Source organism: Pandoraea commovens, from assembly GCF_902459615.1.
Taxonomy (GTDB): domain Bacteria; phylum Pseudomonadota; class Gammaproteobacteria; order Burkholderiales; family Burkholderiaceae; genus Pandoraea; species Pandoraea commovens.
The window spans coordinates 238,925-254,013 of the sequence record NZ_CABPSA010000004.1; the positions used below are offsets into that span (position 1 = coordinate 238,925).

The following is a 15,089-nucleotide window of genomic DNA, read 5'->3' on the forward strand; positions in this document are numbered from 1 at the left end:
AGCGCGGCATCCGTTTCATTTTGTAACGCGATGTAAGATGTGCATCGCAGTGATGCGTATCGATGGACCCTTGGGGTTGTTCTAAGTTAATGAAATATATGAATATTTTTTGCTGGCGATAGCGCGCGTCCCACAAGTCTGACGGGGCGGACTTAACAAAAGAAACAAGTCGTGGGGGAGGCGGGACGTGAATCGACAGACGGTGACGTCAAGTGGAGTACTCCGGCAACGAAGCAAGGCTTCGGGAGCTACCACGTTGTCACGCGGGGTCGTTATCGCAGCCGTCGTCGTTATGCTGGTGCAATGGCTTGCACTGGGTGCGTGGGCCGTCAGTTGGTTGACGAGCGACGGCAGTGGCGAGAACAGCATGCCTCCGCTTGGGCACGATCTGCGTATCTACTGGACAGTGTCCTGGATGACGACGCATCTCGGCGCGATGGCGGCATTTCAGCCGGACATGCTCGACGCCGCACAACTCCAGTTCTTTCCTGCATACACAGAACTCGGGCACTGGCTCTATCCACCGACATTCCAATGGCTGATCCAGCCGCTCTCGTGGTTGCCTTATCCGTGGACGTACGCGATATACGTCGTCGTGAGCATCGCGGTGTTTGCGTTGGCGGTGACGCAATGGCGACGATGGGCCGGTTGGCCGTGGCTCGTGGCGATGGCTTTTCCCGGCCTTTGGGTGGCCGTGCTTGTCGGTCAGAACTCCATCATTACGTTGTTGCTGATGAGCGTCGCACTCACTCAGTCGAGTGTGCGCCCCCTGCTGGCGGGCGTATGTGCTGGTTTGCTCGTCATCAAGCCGCAATTTGCGCTGCTGTTGCCGTTGTGGTGGCTATGCGGCAAGCAGTGGCGAGCGCTAGGCACGATGGTGCTTACCGGGGGCGCGTGTTGCGGTCTCACGCTGCTATGGGGCGGATGGACATTGTGGGAGGCGTTTTTCGCGGCCGTGGCGGCGTTCAACGCAGAAATCGTTCAGCAAGGTGCGGGAGACATCTGGCATGCGATGCCCACGGTGTTTGCGATGACGCGATTGCAGGGCGCGACGCTGCCTGCGGCGTACCTGGCATACGGGCTAGTGGCGGCACCGTCCGTACTCTTCACGGCGGGGTTGTGGGTGAGACAGGCACCGCTTGCGTTGCGCGTGGCTGCCGCCATGATCGCCACGTTACTCGTCCAGCCGTATTTGCTGTATTACGAGCTGGTCTGGTTGATCGTGCCGTTGCTTTGCGTTGCCGTGCCGATAGATGCGGCTCCGTCAGGTTCGCGTCATGCCGATGTGCCGCGCGGGCCGTGGAAAGGGCTGGAGGACTGGCTTCTGGCCGTCGCCTGGGTGCTGCCGCTACAAGCGTATCTCGCGGTGCTATGGACGCCGATGGGGCAGTGGGGCGTGTGGATACTGCCTGCGTTCATGCTACTGATCGTGATGCGCGCACGTCGATGGATGCATCCGCGTCCGATGTGACGCGCGCATAATGGCACGCATTGTCTGTGAACGTCATTCCCGTCGACCTGTCCCACTGTCATGATCGATACGCTACCTGCTCTTGAAACGCCGCTCGATGCGGCTAGCCACCCGCATATCTATCCGTACGTCGTGCAACGTGCGTGGGTTGACGCGCATGATCCTGAGGGTGATGTCACCGAACCATTTTCCGACGACGTGTTCGTCACGCTTGTGCTCGATAGCCCGACGGGACTTCGACGCCTGCACGGTGACGATCTGAAGGCGGCTGACCTGACCTTCGAAGCGGTATTCGCGCAGGCGGCCTCCAATCTCTCTCGGGCATGGACGGCGCGTCACTTCGAATTCGGTATTGCGCGCCTGGACGACGGCACGATGGTCGGCGGCTCGCGCGGCAACTGGATGGCACCTGCCGGTGCGCTCGTGCTGGGCAATCTCTACCGGTCGATGGTGGAACATTTTGAGACGACCGAATTTGTGGCCATCGCCGTGAACCGGACTTTCGTGGTGGCGTTTCCCACCGACACGAAGACGCTCTCGTCGCTGGCGCTGCGTCAATTGATCGAGGGCGCATCGAACGGTGCGGTGCTCCCCATCTCGCGTAGCTGGTTGCGTCTCGATGGCGACTGGCCGTCCGCTTATCGCGGAAGTCCGGCTTTCTGAAACGAGGCTTTCTTATTGACTCGTTTCACATAGCCACGGTTCTTGACTCTAAAACGTGACATCGACGGCCACATAGACTCATTGACGGCACATTTCGCTGCCGTCACCGGAGACTACGTATGCCAGCCTTGCCATCGGTATCGAGCTACGCCGCAAGCGCCTATGCCGCCCCCTCTCTCAATTCGCTCGGAGGCGGGCTTCCTGCACTTTCGCCGATCGCCTCCGAGCGCCCGTCGAACATTGCCCTGGCGACCGATTTCGACAGCGCTCGGGTCCTGCGTGCCGTCGTCGAGCCTGTTTCTCGCGCGCCGTGTCAGACGCTCCTGCCGCGTGAAGCGCCCGTGGAGGTGCAGGTCGACGGGCGCACCATCATGCATTTGCATTCCGAGCCGGATCGCGTGGCGTTTCTGGACGAGAACCGGGTCGGCGCGCTCTGGATGGAATTGCTCGACGCGACGCGTGCTGCGGATGGATGTCCGACCAGCGTTCGCGCGGGCGATGTGCCGTCGGATATCTCAGCACGCATGGCGTGCCTGGGCGTTGGCTCGGGGGAGCGGCGGCGCACCGACGTCCATTCGCCTTTGGAGGCTAATTTCGCAATGGTCTCGGACTTGCCTCGGGCCTCGAGTCCAAACGTGGACGTCAGTGAATTTGCAACCGTCGAGGCGTTATCGCTGCCGTCGGTGTACATCCGGGAGCCGGGGTTCGCCCCGGGAACAATGGCGGCGCTCGAGTACGACCTGGGGTGGCGTGCGCTGGCCCCGTCGTGGCGCGCGGTCATGCCGATAATCGATGAATCCGTGTGGGCCTCAGACCCGAACACAGAGCTATTTTGTGCGGTGGGCCGGGCAGTTTTGCCGCATCTTGCCACCCGCGAGGCGGGGAACGTTGCGGACACCATCTGCGCGCGCATCGTGGCGTTTCACATGCACGCAGGCGGGCTTGTCGATTGCCTTGCGAATGTCACCCGATCGGTTGAGCGCACCGGAAAGGAAGGTGAGGCTGTCTCGGTGGCGGCCATCGAGATCAACGACTTTCTCGTCGAGTGTGCGGGGATCGACTGGCGGAAGTCGGTGATTGGCCGGGAAGGGGAGGATGCACTGACGCGTCGTCGCGCAGCCTGCATGGAAGCGGCGACGAACACGTCCACGACAGAAGTGCCCGTGGATGAGCATACGACCACGAGCGAATCCGATGGCTCGTCATCTACAACCGACGATCGATCGTGGATTTCGCAACGCTTGAATTACGCATGGCGATGAAAAAAGCCGCAACCCTGAAACGGTTGCGGCTTTTTTGCTGTACGGCCTGAGCGGACGGTTGGCGCGAGATCCTGCGCCGACTGTCCGTCCCGATCAGTCTTCGCGGCGCAGGTGCGGGAACAGCAGCACGTCGCGAATGTTCGGGCTGTCGGTGAGCAGCATGATCAGACGATCGATGCCGATGCCGCAGCCGCCCGTCGGGGGCATGCCGTACTCGAGTGCGCGAATGTAGTCGGCATCGTAGTACATGGCTTCTTCGTCGCCTGCGTCCTTCTGCTCGACCTGCGCACGGAAGCGCGCGGCCTGATCTTCCGGATCGTTCAGCTCCGAGAAACCGTTCGCGATTTCACGGCCCGTGATGAACAGTTCGAAGCGCTCGGTGATACCCGGCAGCGTGTCCGAGGCGCGCGCCAGTGGCGAAACTTCCACCGGGTAATCGACGATGAACGTCGGTTCCCACAGTTGGCTTTCAGCGGTCTCTTCGAACAGCGCCAGTTGCAGCGCGCCGAGGCCTGCGTTCTTGAACTGCGGGGCATCGACCTTCACGCCGTACTTGCCCAGCGCGCCGCGCACGAAATCGATATCGGCGAGTTGCGCGTCGGTGTACTCCGGCGCGTACTTGCGGATCGCTTCGACGATCGTCAGGCGATGGAACGGCTTGGACAGGTCGAGTTCGCGGCCCTGATATTCGATGGTCGCGGTGCCGCGCGCGTCGGTCGCCGCCTGGCGGATCAGCGCTTCGGTGAAGTCCATCAGCCAGCGGTAATCCGTATAGGCTGCGTAGAACTCCATCATCGTGAATTCCGGATTGTGACGCGGCGACACGCCTTCATTACGGAAGTTACGGTTGATTTCGAACACACGCTCGAAGCCGCCAACGATCAGGCGCTTCAAATACAGCTCAGGCGCGATACGCAGATACATCTGCATGTCGAGCGCATTGTGATGCGTGATGAACGGCTTGGCCGCCGCGCCGCCCGGGATCGGGTGCAGCATCGGCGTTTCGACTTCCATGAAGTCGGCGTTCGTCATGTACTGACGCATCGATGCGATGGCCTTCGCGCGAGCGCGGAAGGTGTTGCGCGTTTCCGGCGACGTGATCAGATCGACGTAGCGTTGACGGTACTTCGTTTCCTGATCGGCCAGACCGTGGAACTTGTCCGGCAGGGGGCGCAGCGCCTTGGCGAGCAGCCGCAGTTCCTTGACCTTGACCGACAGTTCGCCGGTGCGGGTGCGGAACAGCGTACCGGTTGCTGCGATGATGTCACCGATGTCCCAGCCCTTGAAGGAGGTCATCGAATCGGCACCGACGTCGTCGCGTCCGATGAAGAACTGGATCTGACCGCTGCCATCCTGCACGGTGGCGAAAGCGGCCTTGCCCATCACGCGTTTGAGCATCATGCGACCGGCCACCGACACGGCGACGGGCTCGGCTTCAAGCGCTTCGTTCTCCACGCCCTGATAGCGGGCTTGCAGATCGCCAGCGTGCTGTTCGGGACGGAAGTCGTTCGGGAACGCGATGCCGCCCGCGCGGATCGCCGTCAGCTTCTCGCGACGCTCGGCGATGAGCTTGTTGTCGTCCTGCGGCAGGTCGTTGACCTGATTGGCCGAGTCGGCCGGAGTGTTTTGATCGGTCATGATGCGAACGATGAAGTTATTCGGTAAAACGCAGCGTGTGGAGCAGCGCATTCTTGAGCGAGCCATCGGGCGCGCCCAGCCAGATCAGTTCGGTGCGATCCTGATGCGGGCTGGCATTGGCCGCAGCACTCGGGTCCCGCACAAACAGCGCCGCGATCGATTGCGAACGCGGCTCATACAAAATGTGGACGTACTCGCTAGGGCAGTCGTGCGGCTTGCAGCTCTGCACCAGCAACCAGGGCTTGCCGGCGACGCTCACCCGTTGCGACGGCGTCGAGGTTCCCCCCTGACGCACCCACGCGGGCACATTGCGCGGTGCAACGATGCGTGCATAAGCGCCCGAGAAATCCGGGCGCTTGAGCAGTTCGTGCAGATACGGTCCCGTCTCGGGACTCGCACCCGGTGCACCCGGCGTACTCGCCGGGGCAGCCACGGCGGCGCGCTGCAGACACAGCGCACTCACCACCCACACGGCTAGCGTGCGGACAAACGCCATTCCTTACACTCCCTGCTTGAGGCTCGCCGAGATGAAGTCGTCCAGGTCGCCGTCGAGCACCTTGCCGGTGTTGCCGGTTTCCACGCTGGTACGCAAGTCCTTCACACGCGACTGGTCGAGCACGTACGAGCGAATCTGGTGACCCCAACCCACATCGGTCTTGCTCGATTCGAGCTTGTCCTGCTCGGCACGGCGCTTGCGCATTTCGTGTTCGAACAGACGCGAGCGGAGCATGTCCCACGCTTCGGCGCGGTTGCGGTGCTGCGAACGGTCGTTCTGGCAGGCAACGACGATGCCCGTCGGCGTGTGCGTCAGACGCACGGCGGAGTCGGTCTTGTTGATGTGCTGACCACCCGCGCCCGAAGCACGATACGTGTCGGTACGCACGTCGGCCGGATTGATGTCGATTTCGATCGAGTCATCTACTTCCGGATAGACGAACAGGCTGGCAAACGAGGTGTGACGGCCGCCCGACGAATCGAACGGCGATTTGCGCACCAGACGGTGGACGCCGGTCTCGGTACGCAGATAGCCGTAGGCGTAGTCGCCTGTGACCTTGATGGAGGCGCTTTTGATGCCAGCGACGTCACCGTCCGACACTTCGAGCACTTCGGCCTTGAAGCCCTTGCGTTCGCAGTAGCGGAGGTATTGGCGCAGCAGCATGCCGGCCCAGTCGTTGGCTTCGGTGCCGCCAGCGCCGGCCTGGATGTCGATGAAGCAGTTGTTCGGGTCGGCCGGGTTGTTGAACATCCGGCGGAACTCCATGTCACCCACGCGTGCGGCGAGACCCTGCGTGTCGCTTTCGAGCGCCAGGAGCGAGTCTTCATCGCCCTCGTCGCGGGCCATGTCGAACAATTCCTGCGTGTCGGAAAGGCCGGTGTCGAGCTCGGTCAGGTTGGTGACCACGCTGTCGAGCGCCTTCTTTTCCTTGCCCAGTGCCTGGGCGCGCTTGGAATCGTTCCAGATGTTGGGATCTTCGAGTTCCTTGTTGACTTCCGTCAGGCGAGCTTGCTTGACATCGAAGTCAAAGATACCCCCTGAGCTCGCCAACGCGGGTGCGCAGGTCGGCGAGCAGGGATTCGAGGGCGTTGAGGCGTTCGGCTTCCATGAGCTAGGGCGTTTGCAAATTCGGGAAAACCGGAATTATAACGCAGCGAAGCCCACGTTTCCCCCATTTTTCGGGGGCTTTTAACGACTTTCGGACAGTGCTTCAGCGCGACGTCTGACGCAGACCGAACGCATCGCGGGCGTAACCGACATCCGCGAGCGACGTATCGTCGAACGTGGCGAGCGCTTCGACCTGGAGTTTCTGCTCGTAGTGCAGACGCCATTGATCGACGGCGCGGAAGAACAGGCCGAGTGGCGTGACCGGCGCAGCAACGACCGGTGCGGTGGCGTTCAGATTGGCTGCGGCGGACAGAGGGCGGTACATGATGTGATTTCCTTCACAGGGCGCGGTGTGCTGGCCGGAGACGGGATGTCATGGCAGACGTCGCATTAGGGATAACCCGAAGCTTATTCCTTTCCCATGCGCTAAAAAAGTGAATTGTTTAGCTGATTTTGTTCACTATTATTGAAGTGGCATCGCGACTCGCTTAACATTCGACATCGTGTGAATGCCTGTCTGCCTGATTTCCACCTGCTTCCTGCTCCCGGAGCTTCCTCATGGACTTTCTGCAACTTCAGACCTTCAAGGCCATCGTCGACGAAGGTAGCGTGCTGGGGGCCGCCGAAGCGTTGCACTGTGTGCAGTCGAACGTGACGGCCCGCATCCGCTCGCTCGAACACACGGTGGGCGTGAAGCTCTTCCATCGTCAGGGACGCCGCCTGCAACTGACGCCAAGCGGACGTACGCTGCTTGGTTACGCCGACCGGATTCTGGCGTTATCGCGCGAGGCGAGCGCTGCGCTCAATCCGGCAAACGAGCCGTCCGGCGACTTCTCGCTGGGTGCGATCGAATCGTCCGCCACTTCGCGACTGCCAGCCGTGCTCGCGCGCTTCCATGCGGCGTATCCGAAAGTGCGCCTGAATCTCGTGACGGACACGTCGCTGAATCTGCTTGACGAAATTCAGCACGGCCGCGTCGACGCTGCGCTGATCGCGGGCACTGCGTGTCTGGAAGCGCAGGCGCAGATGTCGGTTGTGGCCGACGAGATCTACCGGGAGCCGATCGTGCTGGTCGCGCCCGCGCGCGCAGGGCAGGTTCACGAAGCGGCCGATCTCTCGGGCGCTACGTTGCTCATGTGGCCGCAGGGGTGCCCGTATCGCGGCACGATGGAGCAGTGGCTCGCCGCGAATGCGGTCACGCCGGGACGCATCCTGAGCTATGGCAGCTACGCAACCATCGTGGCTTGTGTCGGCGCGGGTGTCGGCTATTCGCTGGTGCCTCGCGGGATTTACCTGCGTTATCGTCAGGAGGCGAACATCGTCGGTCATGCGATGGAAGATCTCGCGGCGGTGCCGAACTTCTTCGTTCGCCATCGAGGCGTCGAGGTGCATCCGGCACGCGAAGCGTTCCTGCGTGTGATGCGTGAGTACGTCGCTGAGGCGCAGCCCGCGTAAATACATCACCTTGCGACTTCTCGCGATACGGGAAGCGCGGTCACCCCAATTGCGCAAAGTGAATGCTCAAATGATAATGTGTCTCATTAACGTTTGATTTGGGCATTTCGCAGATGGTCACTTCTCAGCCGTGGCGGCATGCCGTCGATCTCGACGGGTTGTCGCTGGTGCGTGGCATACAGCAGGCGCAGGCAGGTGCTTCGGTGCGAGAGTCGCTGGCGGGCGGAGATATCAAGATCGTGTTCTTGCTCGACGGCGCATTGCAGTGGGCCGCCGGTGGCACGCCGTTACTCGCTGCGGGGGCGGGGAGCGTCAATGTTTGCTTTGGCGACTCGCCGCTCGACATCGATAACGTCTACGGCGAATCGAGCGCATTGCGCTACTTCAGCCTGCGGCTCTCCGAGCGCTATCTCATCGCAGCCTGTGGACTGGATGCACATGCGCTTACGCGAGGCTGGCGCGAGAGCGCCGCGAGCGGCGCGGGGCTGTCCGCTAACGCGTCGGACATCGGCAGCGTGCACGGCGACTGGTGTGGGACGAGCGCCGTGTTAACGCGTGCGATGAGTGCAGAGGAATGGCGTTGGGCCAGCACGATGACGTCGCTGCAAGCAGACGGCAGCGATAACGACACGTGCTGGCAACGTCTTGCGCTGATCGGACAGACGTTTGAGGCGTTGGCGCGATGTGCTGCCTATACGTCGGGTGCGTCGGGTGCGTCGGGTGCGTCGGGTGCGTCGGGTGCGTCGGGCGCGCCCGATACCCCGCGAATGCCAGGTATTTCGAATACGCCGAATGCGTTCAACGCATTGAGCGTACCGATCCCTTCCACCGCACCTTGCGTCACGCGTTTCGCGTCGCAGCCCATGTCGCAGGACATTGAATCCCCTCGTGATCGGGTCACGCGTCGTGCCGTGTTCGCGGCCCGCGACGTCCTCAACGATCGCCTCCAAGCGCCACCATCGCTGCCCTTGCTAGCTCGCGAAGTGGGGATCAACGTCAATAAGTTGTGTGCGGGTTTTCGTCAGCAGTTCGGCACGACGGTGCATGGCTACGTACGTGAGCGTCGGCTTGCGACAGCGTTTGAATTGCTCAGCGCGCGGCGCATCAGTGTGAGCGAAGCCGCGTGGCAATGCGGCTACACGGACTCGCACTTCGCCAAGGTCTTTCGTGCGCGTTTCGGCATGTTGCCCAACACCCTGACGCGCGAAACCGCAATGCTGCGCGACTAAGGACGCTCGCGTCACTTTGTGATGCCATCGGCACCGTTGGTGATGCAAACGCGAGTGACGTAATGCGGTCGTCGGCACGATAACGAGATTGAATTTCAGTCTCGTTGGTGTGTAGCCGATGTCTTCCAAAAAAACAAATCGTTTCAGCGCCGATGAGGCGCAATACCCGTCAACTACGTTTTTAACGGTGGCGCCCGGGGTAAGGCGCGCCGTGGCGGTCGCGGCGTTTGTCGTGGCGGCAGGGGCGGCACCTGCGTATGCGCAAGTGGCGTCTGCTGCGTCGCCACCCGTGGCGCAAACGTCCGATCAAGGGGCGCGCGACGCCGCTGTGCTGCCGGTGACGCAAGTCACTGACACCGCCGAGCGAGATGGGCGCGCTGCGGCTACGCAAGGCTCGTTGCTAGGGCGTGTTGCGCCGTCGGTGCGCGACATTCCGCAGACAGTGACCGTCGTCGACGAAAAGCTCATTTCGCAGCAGGGGGCGCACACCGTTGAGGACGTACTGCAAAAGGTGCCCGGCATTACCGTTCAGCCTTATGTCCTGCTGACGACCGCCTACTATTCGCGCGGCTTCAAACTCGACGCGTTCGAGCAGGACAGTGTCCCCGTACTCATGGCCAACACGGCGGCAGGTCCACAGGACATGACCCCCTACGAGCGCGTGGAGATCATTCGCGGTTCCACCGGCCTGTTTCATGGCACGGGCAACCCGGGCGGGTTGGTCAACCTTGTGCACAAGCGGCCCGGCAAGACATTCGCGGCCTCGGCCGCCGTGACGCTCGGCAGTTGGGATCGCTATCGCGAGGAAGCGGACATCGGCGGGCCGTTGAATGCGAGCGGATCGCTTCGCGCGCGCGTTGCGGTGTCCGATGACCGGCAACGCATGTACTACGACGTTGGCCGTCAGCATGCGACGACCGTTTATGGCGTAACGGAAGCCGATCTGTCGTCGACTACGTTGCTGCGTGTCGGGGTTCAGTATCAACGTACGACGTCGACACCGAACCTTGCGGGGGTGCCGTTCTCGACCTCTGGCGGCGATCTCCAACTGCCGCGCGCCACGTTTCTTGGCTCGTCGTGGGACACCTTCGACTGGTCCGAGACGCGCGTATTCGGCACCTTGGAGCAACAACTCGGGAGCGGGTGGGCAGCGAAGCTTTCCGCGAACTATCTCGATGCCGGTGGTGACCTGAAGTACGGCGTGGCGTTCGGGGCGATCAACCCGGCGTCCGGGGCGGGTAGTCAACTGACCGGGGCGGCCTACCGGTTCGACAACACGCAGACGGGCGTGGATCTCCAGGTCGACGGACCCGTCCGGCTGCTGGGACGCGAGCATCATCTGTTGTTCGGCTTGCAACGGTTGGAGGCGACAACGCAGCAACGTAGCGCGGCGTTGGTCCCGTCGATCAACGGCAGGCCCGTCAACATCTTCCGATGGGACCCCAACAGCGTTGCCGAACCCGCCACGGGGCCGTTCTCCAACGTGACGCCCACGCGCACCGTTCAAAACGGTGCCTATGCGATGGGGCGCATCCGTCTTGCACAGCCGCTCACGCTTGTGCTGGGCGCACGCGTTTCGTGGTGGGATCAGCACGCGCCAGCAAGCAGTTACCGCACAGGCGCGAAGGCGACACCGTACGGTGGCGTGGTGTTCGACCTGAACGACACGTGGTCTCTCTACGCAAGCTACGCCGATATCTTCCAGCCACAGACCGTGCTCGATGCAGGCAACAACCTGCTCAAGCCAATCACCGGCGCGAGCTACGAGGCGGGGGTCAAGGGCCAACTGTTCGATGGCGCGATGGACGTCTCGCTCGCCGTTTTCCGCATTCGTCAGAAGAACCGTGCACAGACGGACCCCAGCGTTCCTTGCGTAGGCACGACGTGTCGCTACATCGCGTCCGGCGAGGTGCAGAGTCAGGGTGTCGAGATGCAGGCGAACGGCCAGATCACGGACGCATGGAACGTATTCGCAGGCTACACCTTCAACACGACGAAATATCTGACCGACGCCACCTCGCAAGGCCAGTCGTTCGCCGACTTCGCACCGCGTCACCTGTTCCGTTTGTGGACGAACTACGACCTGCCGTTCGACGGCCGTCGATGGAGCGTGGGGGGCGGCGTCGATGTGCAGAGCGAGACGTCGGCCACGTCCAACGGCATTCGTCTGCGTCAGGGCGGCTATGCCACCGTGAATCTGCGCGCAGGCTACCGATACAACAAACATCTTTCGGCGGCACTGAACGTGAGCAACGTATTTGATCGCCGCTACTACCAGAGCCTCTCGAACACGAGCTGGAACAACCATTACGGCACCCCGCGCAGCGTCATGTTGACCGTGCGCGCCGACTACTAAGGGGCATTTCATGAGTCACTCGACAACCCCGATGCGCACTCTCCGCAATTTGACCTGGGCGGCTACGCTCGCTGCGGGTGCGGGGCTGATCGGCTTGCCGACGGCGTCGGCACAGGTGCCCACACCGGCAGCGCAGGTTGCGGTGCAGAACGTGTGCCATCAGACATCCGCAAACACCGTGTTGCGGGGGACGTACCAACTGGAGGGGGAGGGGGCGTTGCCTATCGAGCTGGTGCTGACGTCACGCGAGGGCGCGCCGTCGCGGCTGTTTCAGGTCACCGGTCTGATCGCCGAGGGCGAGCATCGATTCGGGGTGACGGGGATGGCCTATTGCACAGGCAAGGCGAACGACACGCTGGCGTTCGATGTGACGATGAGTGGCGGATTCCACGACACGACGGTCGATGACGAGTTGCGTCGCGCATGGCCAGCGGGCAAGGCCCCGCAGCGCGCCAGCTCGGCGGGAACGAGTGTCGTTCATGCCGAGGTGGCGCTTGCGTCGATGCAGGGTTGGGCTGAGGCCATGCGCACGATCGTGCTGACAGGCCAGCGTGTGATGGGGCCGAAACACGTCTCGGCGAAGCTGGTGTTCAGCCCTGAGCGTGCTCGATGATCATCTGCACACGCGATACGCCATTAAAGGTGTCCGCAGCTAAGCGATACGCGAATTGCGCGCGGCTTGGCAGCGTGTCGGCGTGATTGAACCAGATTGCGTTGAAGCGCATGCGGCCCCGTCCGAGTTGCAGCTTCAGGTGCTTGTCTTTCAGGATGGCCTGCGAGAGTACGTCGAACTCGCCGGAGAATACGGGCGGCGGAAAGCCCTGTCCCCAGACTTGCGCGTCGAGCATGGCGACGAAGGGCGGGACGAAGCAATCGTCACCGATGTCGCCGTCGGTTTCGATGACGCGGGAGAGCGTCTTCTCGTCGAGCCATTCCTGTCCGACAGCTTCGAACGCGGCCTGAAAGCGCGGCAGCGCGTCGGCTGCGATCGTAAGACCGGCGGCCATCGCGTGACCGCCGAACTTGCCGATCAGACCAGGCTCGCGTTTGGTGACGAGGTCGAGCGCGTCACGCAAGTGGAAGCCGGGGATCGAGCGTCCGGACCCTTTGATCTGGCCGTCATCCCCCGGCGCAAATACGATGGTCGGACGGTAGAACTTCTCTTTGAGGCGGGCTGCCACGATGCCGATCACGCCCTGATGCCACGTCTCGTTAAACGCGCAGAGCGTAGTCGCGGCGCGTGGATCGAAACGCGCCAGATCGGCCAGCGCTTCTTGTTGCATGCCCGCTTCGATTTCGCGACGCTCGCGATTCATCGCGTCGAGTTCTTGCGCGAGGGTCCAGGCGCGGGCGTCGTCGTCCGTCAGCAGACATTCGATACCGAGCGACATATCCGCGAGGCGTCCGGCGGCGTTCAGACGAGGGCCCAGACCGAAGCCTAGATCGAAACTCCCGGCCTGCCGTGCATTGCGGGCGGCCGCGCGAAAGAGGGCGTTGATGCCGGGGTGCATCCGCCCGGCGCGCATACGCGACAGGCCCTGTGCCACCAGAATGCGGTTATTGGTGTCGAGCTTGACCACGTCGGCGACGGTGCCCAGCGCGACGAGGTCCAGTAACGTATCCAGCCGCGGTTGTTCGCGCGTGTCGAAAGCGCCGCGTCCCCGTAACTCGGCGCGCAACGCCAGCAGTACGTAAAACATCACGCCGACGCCCGCCAGATTCTTGCTGGGGAACTCGCAGCCCGGCTGATTCGGGTTGACGATGCAGCGTGCGTTGGGCAGTTCGCTGCCGGGCAAGTGGTGGTCGGTGACCACGACTTCGATGCCAAGCAGTTGTGCGGCGGCCACCCCGTCGAGGCTGGCGATGCCATTGTCGACGGTAATCAGAACATCCGGCGGACCTTGTTTGCCGCGTGCGGCGAGCGTCACGATTTCCGGTGTGAGTCCGTAACCGTATTCGAAGCGGTTCGGCACCAGATACTCGACGTTCGCGCCAAACATGCGCAGCCCGCGTACGGCTACGGCGCAAGCCGTCGCCCCATCGCAGTCATAATCGGCCACAACGAGCATGCGCTTGCCAGCGGCGATGGCGTCTGCGAGGAATGCGGCCGCCTCTTGCGCCCCCTTGAGCTGCGTGGGCGGAATCAGGCGTGCGAGGGCGGTCTCAGTCTCCGTGCTTTCGACTACGCCACGCGAGGCGAACAGGCGCGCCAGCACGGGGTGGACGCCGTCACGCGAGAGAGTGTCGGCGGTTGTCTCGTCGACGAGACGGGTGACGATGTCGGTCATGCCACTTCCTCACCCAGCCGGGCCAGCGGCACCATGCGTGCGGTGAGGCCCTGGCGACGCCAGAACTTGCGCAGGTCGCCGCTACGAGCGCGAAGGGTCACGGAGTGGCTGTCACCACACAGCGTGAGCGCGACTTCACGCGCTTGCCCTTTTTGCAGGCGCTCCAACGCCGGCGCCAGCCAGCGACGGTCGAGGTCCACGAGGGCGTCGCGCCAGCGTGCCCAGTCTTCCACCAGGAAATACGATGTCAGAGTGTCGATCTGCACCAGTGTGCGGCCGTCGGCGGCGTCGATACCTGCTGACGTGGGGTGCAGCGCGATCTGCATATGGTTCGCCAGTCCGCGCGTGGCGGGGGCGTCGGCCAAGACCGTGACACACGGACGATTCATGCGGGGCGCGGCAATGCGCTGACCGCCACCGAACAGCCAGATCGCGTTCACAGGCGGCAAGCCACGCGCTTCGCGGGCCTGATTGGCCGGATGGTCGTACCAGGCCATCTGCACTTCGTTTTGCCACTTGCGCCACGTCAGTTCGGCCTTGCCCTGAGGCAACCAGATGTCGACGTTACGCCCGGCGGCGCGCGCAGGCGACGCCGTGAGAAGGTCGCCCAGCGCGGGGGCACTCAGATACCACCGGTCGGGGCGCGGTGCGATCAACTCGCCGCCTTCTTCGGCGAACAGCGCGTGTGCGGTCGCGAAAAGGGCGGCAGATTCCTCCGCGCTCAATTCCAGTTCGGCCGGGTCCGTCAGCACGAGATGGTCGGTGGCGATGTGGATATGGGCGGGTTGCGCGCAGTACCAGAACCGGGTGTCGAGTGCGCCGCTGTCGTCAAACAGCATGAACGGCGCGAGCGGCGCGCGCGCAGGGCCGCCGGGCAGCCCGAAAGCATCGGCGAGCCAGCGTTCGTGCGGCAGCGTGGGGACAAATGGGTCTTCCGGCACGTCCTGCGCCGACTGAACGCCGCGCGCGAGCAACTTTTCGAGCGCGGGCAACTCCAATTCGGCCAGCAGTGCGGGCAAATGGGCCGACGCGGGGAGCGCGAACGGCAAGAGAAAGTGCAGGGCAGGTGTATCCATGTCGAGGCGAATTGTATGGCAAACTTCGCGCTGGCAGTTGGGTGACCC

General features: G+C 62.8%; 13 protein-coding genes. 7 read left to right on the plus strand and 6 right to left on the minus strand.

The genetic code is table 11. The features are described 5' to 3' along the window. Window positions 1-292 precede the first annotated feature (292 nt). From PCO31010_RS13960 to PCO31010_RS13970, 3 genes are all read left to right on the plus strand, one after another. A complete protein-coding gene (locus tag PCO31010_RS13960) occupies window positions 293-1,471 on the plus strand; it encodes a glycosyltransferase family 87 protein (RefSeq protein ID WP_150664798.1) in 1,179 nt (392 codons plus the stop codon). A 60-nt stretch (window positions 1,472-1,531) separates the two neighbouring features. Then, window positions 1,532-2,134, plus strand: coding sequence for a hypothetical protein (locus PCO31010_RS13965; protein WP_150664799.1), 603 nt, complete (start codon window positions 1,532-1,534; stop codon window positions 2,132-2,134). 119 nt (window positions 2,135-2,253) lie between these two features. Continuing rightward, a complete protein-coding gene (locus PCO31010_RS13970) occupies window positions 2,254-3,396 on the plus strand; it encodes a hypothetical protein (protein WP_150664800.1) in 1,143 nt (380 codons plus the stop codon). 93 nt (window positions 3,397-3,489) lie between these two features. On the opposite strand, the gene lysS is transcribed toward PCO31010_RS13970, so the two are convergent. From lysS to PCO31010_RS13990, 4 genes are all read right to left on the minus strand, one after another. Continuing rightward, window positions 3,490-5,034: a lysine--tRNA ligase gene (lysS, locus tag PCO31010_RS13975; RefSeq protein WP_150664801.1), complete on the minus strand. Its 1,545-nt coding sequence runs from the start codon at window positions 5,032-5,034 to the stop codon at window positions 3,490-3,492. 16 nt (window positions 5,035-5,050) lie between these two features. After that, window positions 5,051-5,530 carry an Ivy family c-type lysozyme inhibitor gene (locus PCO31010_RS13980; RefSeq protein ID WP_052252973.1) on the minus strand — a complete coding sequence of 160 codons (480 nt, stop codon included), beginning with the start codon at window positions 5,528-5,530 and terminating at the stop codon, window positions 5,051-5,053. A gap of 3 nt (window positions 5,531-5,533) precedes the next feature. After that, a protein-coding gene (prfB, locus tag PCO31010_RS13985; protein WP_174984733.1) for a peptide chain release factor 2 occupies window positions 5,534-6,638 on the minus strand; the annotation gives its coding sequence in 2 pieces (ribosomal slippage) (window positions 5,534-6,565 and window positions 6,567-6,638; 1,104 coding nt in all). A 102-nt stretch (window positions 6,639-6,740) separates the two neighbouring features. Then, window positions 6,741-6,962, minus strand: a complete 222-nt coding sequence (locus PCO31010_RS13990; RefSeq protein WP_039399305.1) for a hypothetical protein — start codon at window positions 6,960-6,962, stop codon at window positions 6,741-6,743. Between the two features lie 233 nt (window positions 6,963-7,195). On the opposite strand from PCO31010_RS13990, the gene PCO31010_RS13995 reads away from it, so the two are divergent. From PCO31010_RS13995 to PCO31010_RS14010, 4 genes are all read left to right on the plus strand, one after another. Next, window positions 7,196-8,092: a LysR family transcriptional regulator gene (locus tag PCO31010_RS13995; RefSeq protein WP_150664803.1), complete on the plus strand. Its 897-nt coding sequence runs from the start codon at window positions 7,196-7,198 to the stop codon at window positions 8,090-8,092. 113 nt (window positions 8,093-8,205) lie between these two features. Then, a complete protein-coding gene (locus PCO31010_RS26965) occupies window positions 8,206-9,321 on the plus strand; it encodes a helix-turn-helix transcriptional regulator (protein ID WP_246184606.1) in 1,116 nt (371 codons plus the stop codon). A 118-nt stretch (window positions 9,322-9,439) separates the two neighbouring features. Beyond that, window positions 9,440-11,677, plus strand: a complete 2,238-nt coding sequence (locus PCO31010_RS14005; RefSeq protein WP_150664805.1) for a TonB-dependent siderophore receptor — start codon at window positions 9,440-9,442, stop codon at window positions 11,675-11,677. Between the two features lie 31 nt (window positions 11,678-11,708). Continuing rightward, window positions 11,709-12,290, plus strand: a complete 582-nt coding sequence (locus PCO31010_RS14010) for a hypothetical protein (RefSeq protein ID WP_150664806.1) — start codon at window positions 11,709-11,711, stop codon at window positions 12,288-12,290. On the opposite strand, the gene recJ is transcribed toward PCO31010_RS14010, so the two are convergent. Together recJ and PCO31010_RS14020 are read right to left on the minus strand one after the other, a co-directional pair. Beyond that, complete coding sequence (gene recJ / locus PCO31010_RS14015) at window positions 12,268-13,965, minus strand: single-stranded-DNA-specific exonuclease RecJ (RefSeq protein ID WP_150664807.1); 1,698 nt, start codon at window positions 13,963-13,965, stop codon at window positions 12,268-12,270. The two genes, PCO31010_RS14010 and recJ, sit on opposite strands and share 23 nt — an antisense overlap. Beyond that, entirely contained in the window at window positions 13,962-15,041 is a 1,080-nt protein-coding gene (locus PCO31010_RS14020) for a regulator (protein ID WP_150664808.1), read from the minus strand. Before PCO31010_RS14020 ends, recJ begins: the two co-directional genes overlap by 4 nt. Between the last annotated feature and the right edge of the window lie 48 nt (window positions 15,042-15,089).

What these genes read in the sequence shown, in the direction of transcription:
- PCO31010_RS26965 (WP_246184606.1), top strand. Translation starts at nt 8,206, where the DNA reads ATGGTCACTTCTCAGCCGTGGCGGCATGCCGTCGATCTCGACGGGTTG.
- PCO31010_RS14010 (WP_150664806.1), top strand. Translation starts at nt 11,709, where the DNA reads ATGCGCACTCTCCGCAATTTGACCTGGGCGGCTACGCTCGCTGCGGGT.
- lysS (WP_150664801.1), bottom strand. Translation starts at nt 5,034, where the DNA reads ATGACCGATCAAAACACTCCGGCCGACTCGGCCAATCAGGTCAACGAC.
- PCO31010_RS13990 (WP_039399305.1), bottom strand. Translation starts at nt 6,962, where the DNA reads ATGTACCGCCCTCTGTCCGCCGCAGCCAATCTGAACGCCACCGCACCG.
- PCO31010_RS13995 (WP_150664803.1), top strand. Translation starts at nt 7,196, where the DNA reads ATGGACTTTCTGCAACTTCAGACCTTCAAGGCCATCGTCGACGAAGGT.
- PCO31010_RS13980 (WP_052252973.1), bottom strand. Translation starts at nt 5,530, where the DNA reads ATGGCGTTTGTCCGCACGCTAGCCGTGTGGGTGGTGAGTGCGCTGTGT.
- PCO31010_RS14020 (WP_150664808.1), bottom strand. Translation starts at nt 15,041, where the DNA reads ATGGATACACCTGCCCTGCACTTTCTCTTGCCGTTCGCGCTCCCCGCG.
- recJ (WP_150664807.1), bottom strand. Translation starts at nt 13,965, where the DNA reads ATGACCGACATCGTCACCCGTCTCGTCGACGAGACAACCGCCGACACT.
- PCO31010_RS13960 (WP_150664798.1), top strand. Translation starts at nt 293, where the DNA reads ATGCTGGTGCAATGGCTTGCACTGGGTGCGTGGGCCGTCAGTTGGTTG.
- PCO31010_RS14005 (WP_150664805.1), top strand. Translation starts at nt 9,440, where the DNA reads ATGTCTTCCAAAAAAACAAATCGTTTCAGCGCCGATGAGGCGCAATAC.
- PCO31010_RS13965 (WP_150664799.1), top strand. Translation starts at nt 1,532, where the DNA reads ATGATCGATACGCTACCTGCTCTTGAAACGCCGCTCGATGCGGCTAGC.
- PCO31010_RS13970 (WP_150664800.1), top strand. Translation starts at nt 2,254, where the DNA reads ATGCCAGCCTTGCCATCGGTATCGAGCTACGCCGCAAGCGCCTATGCC.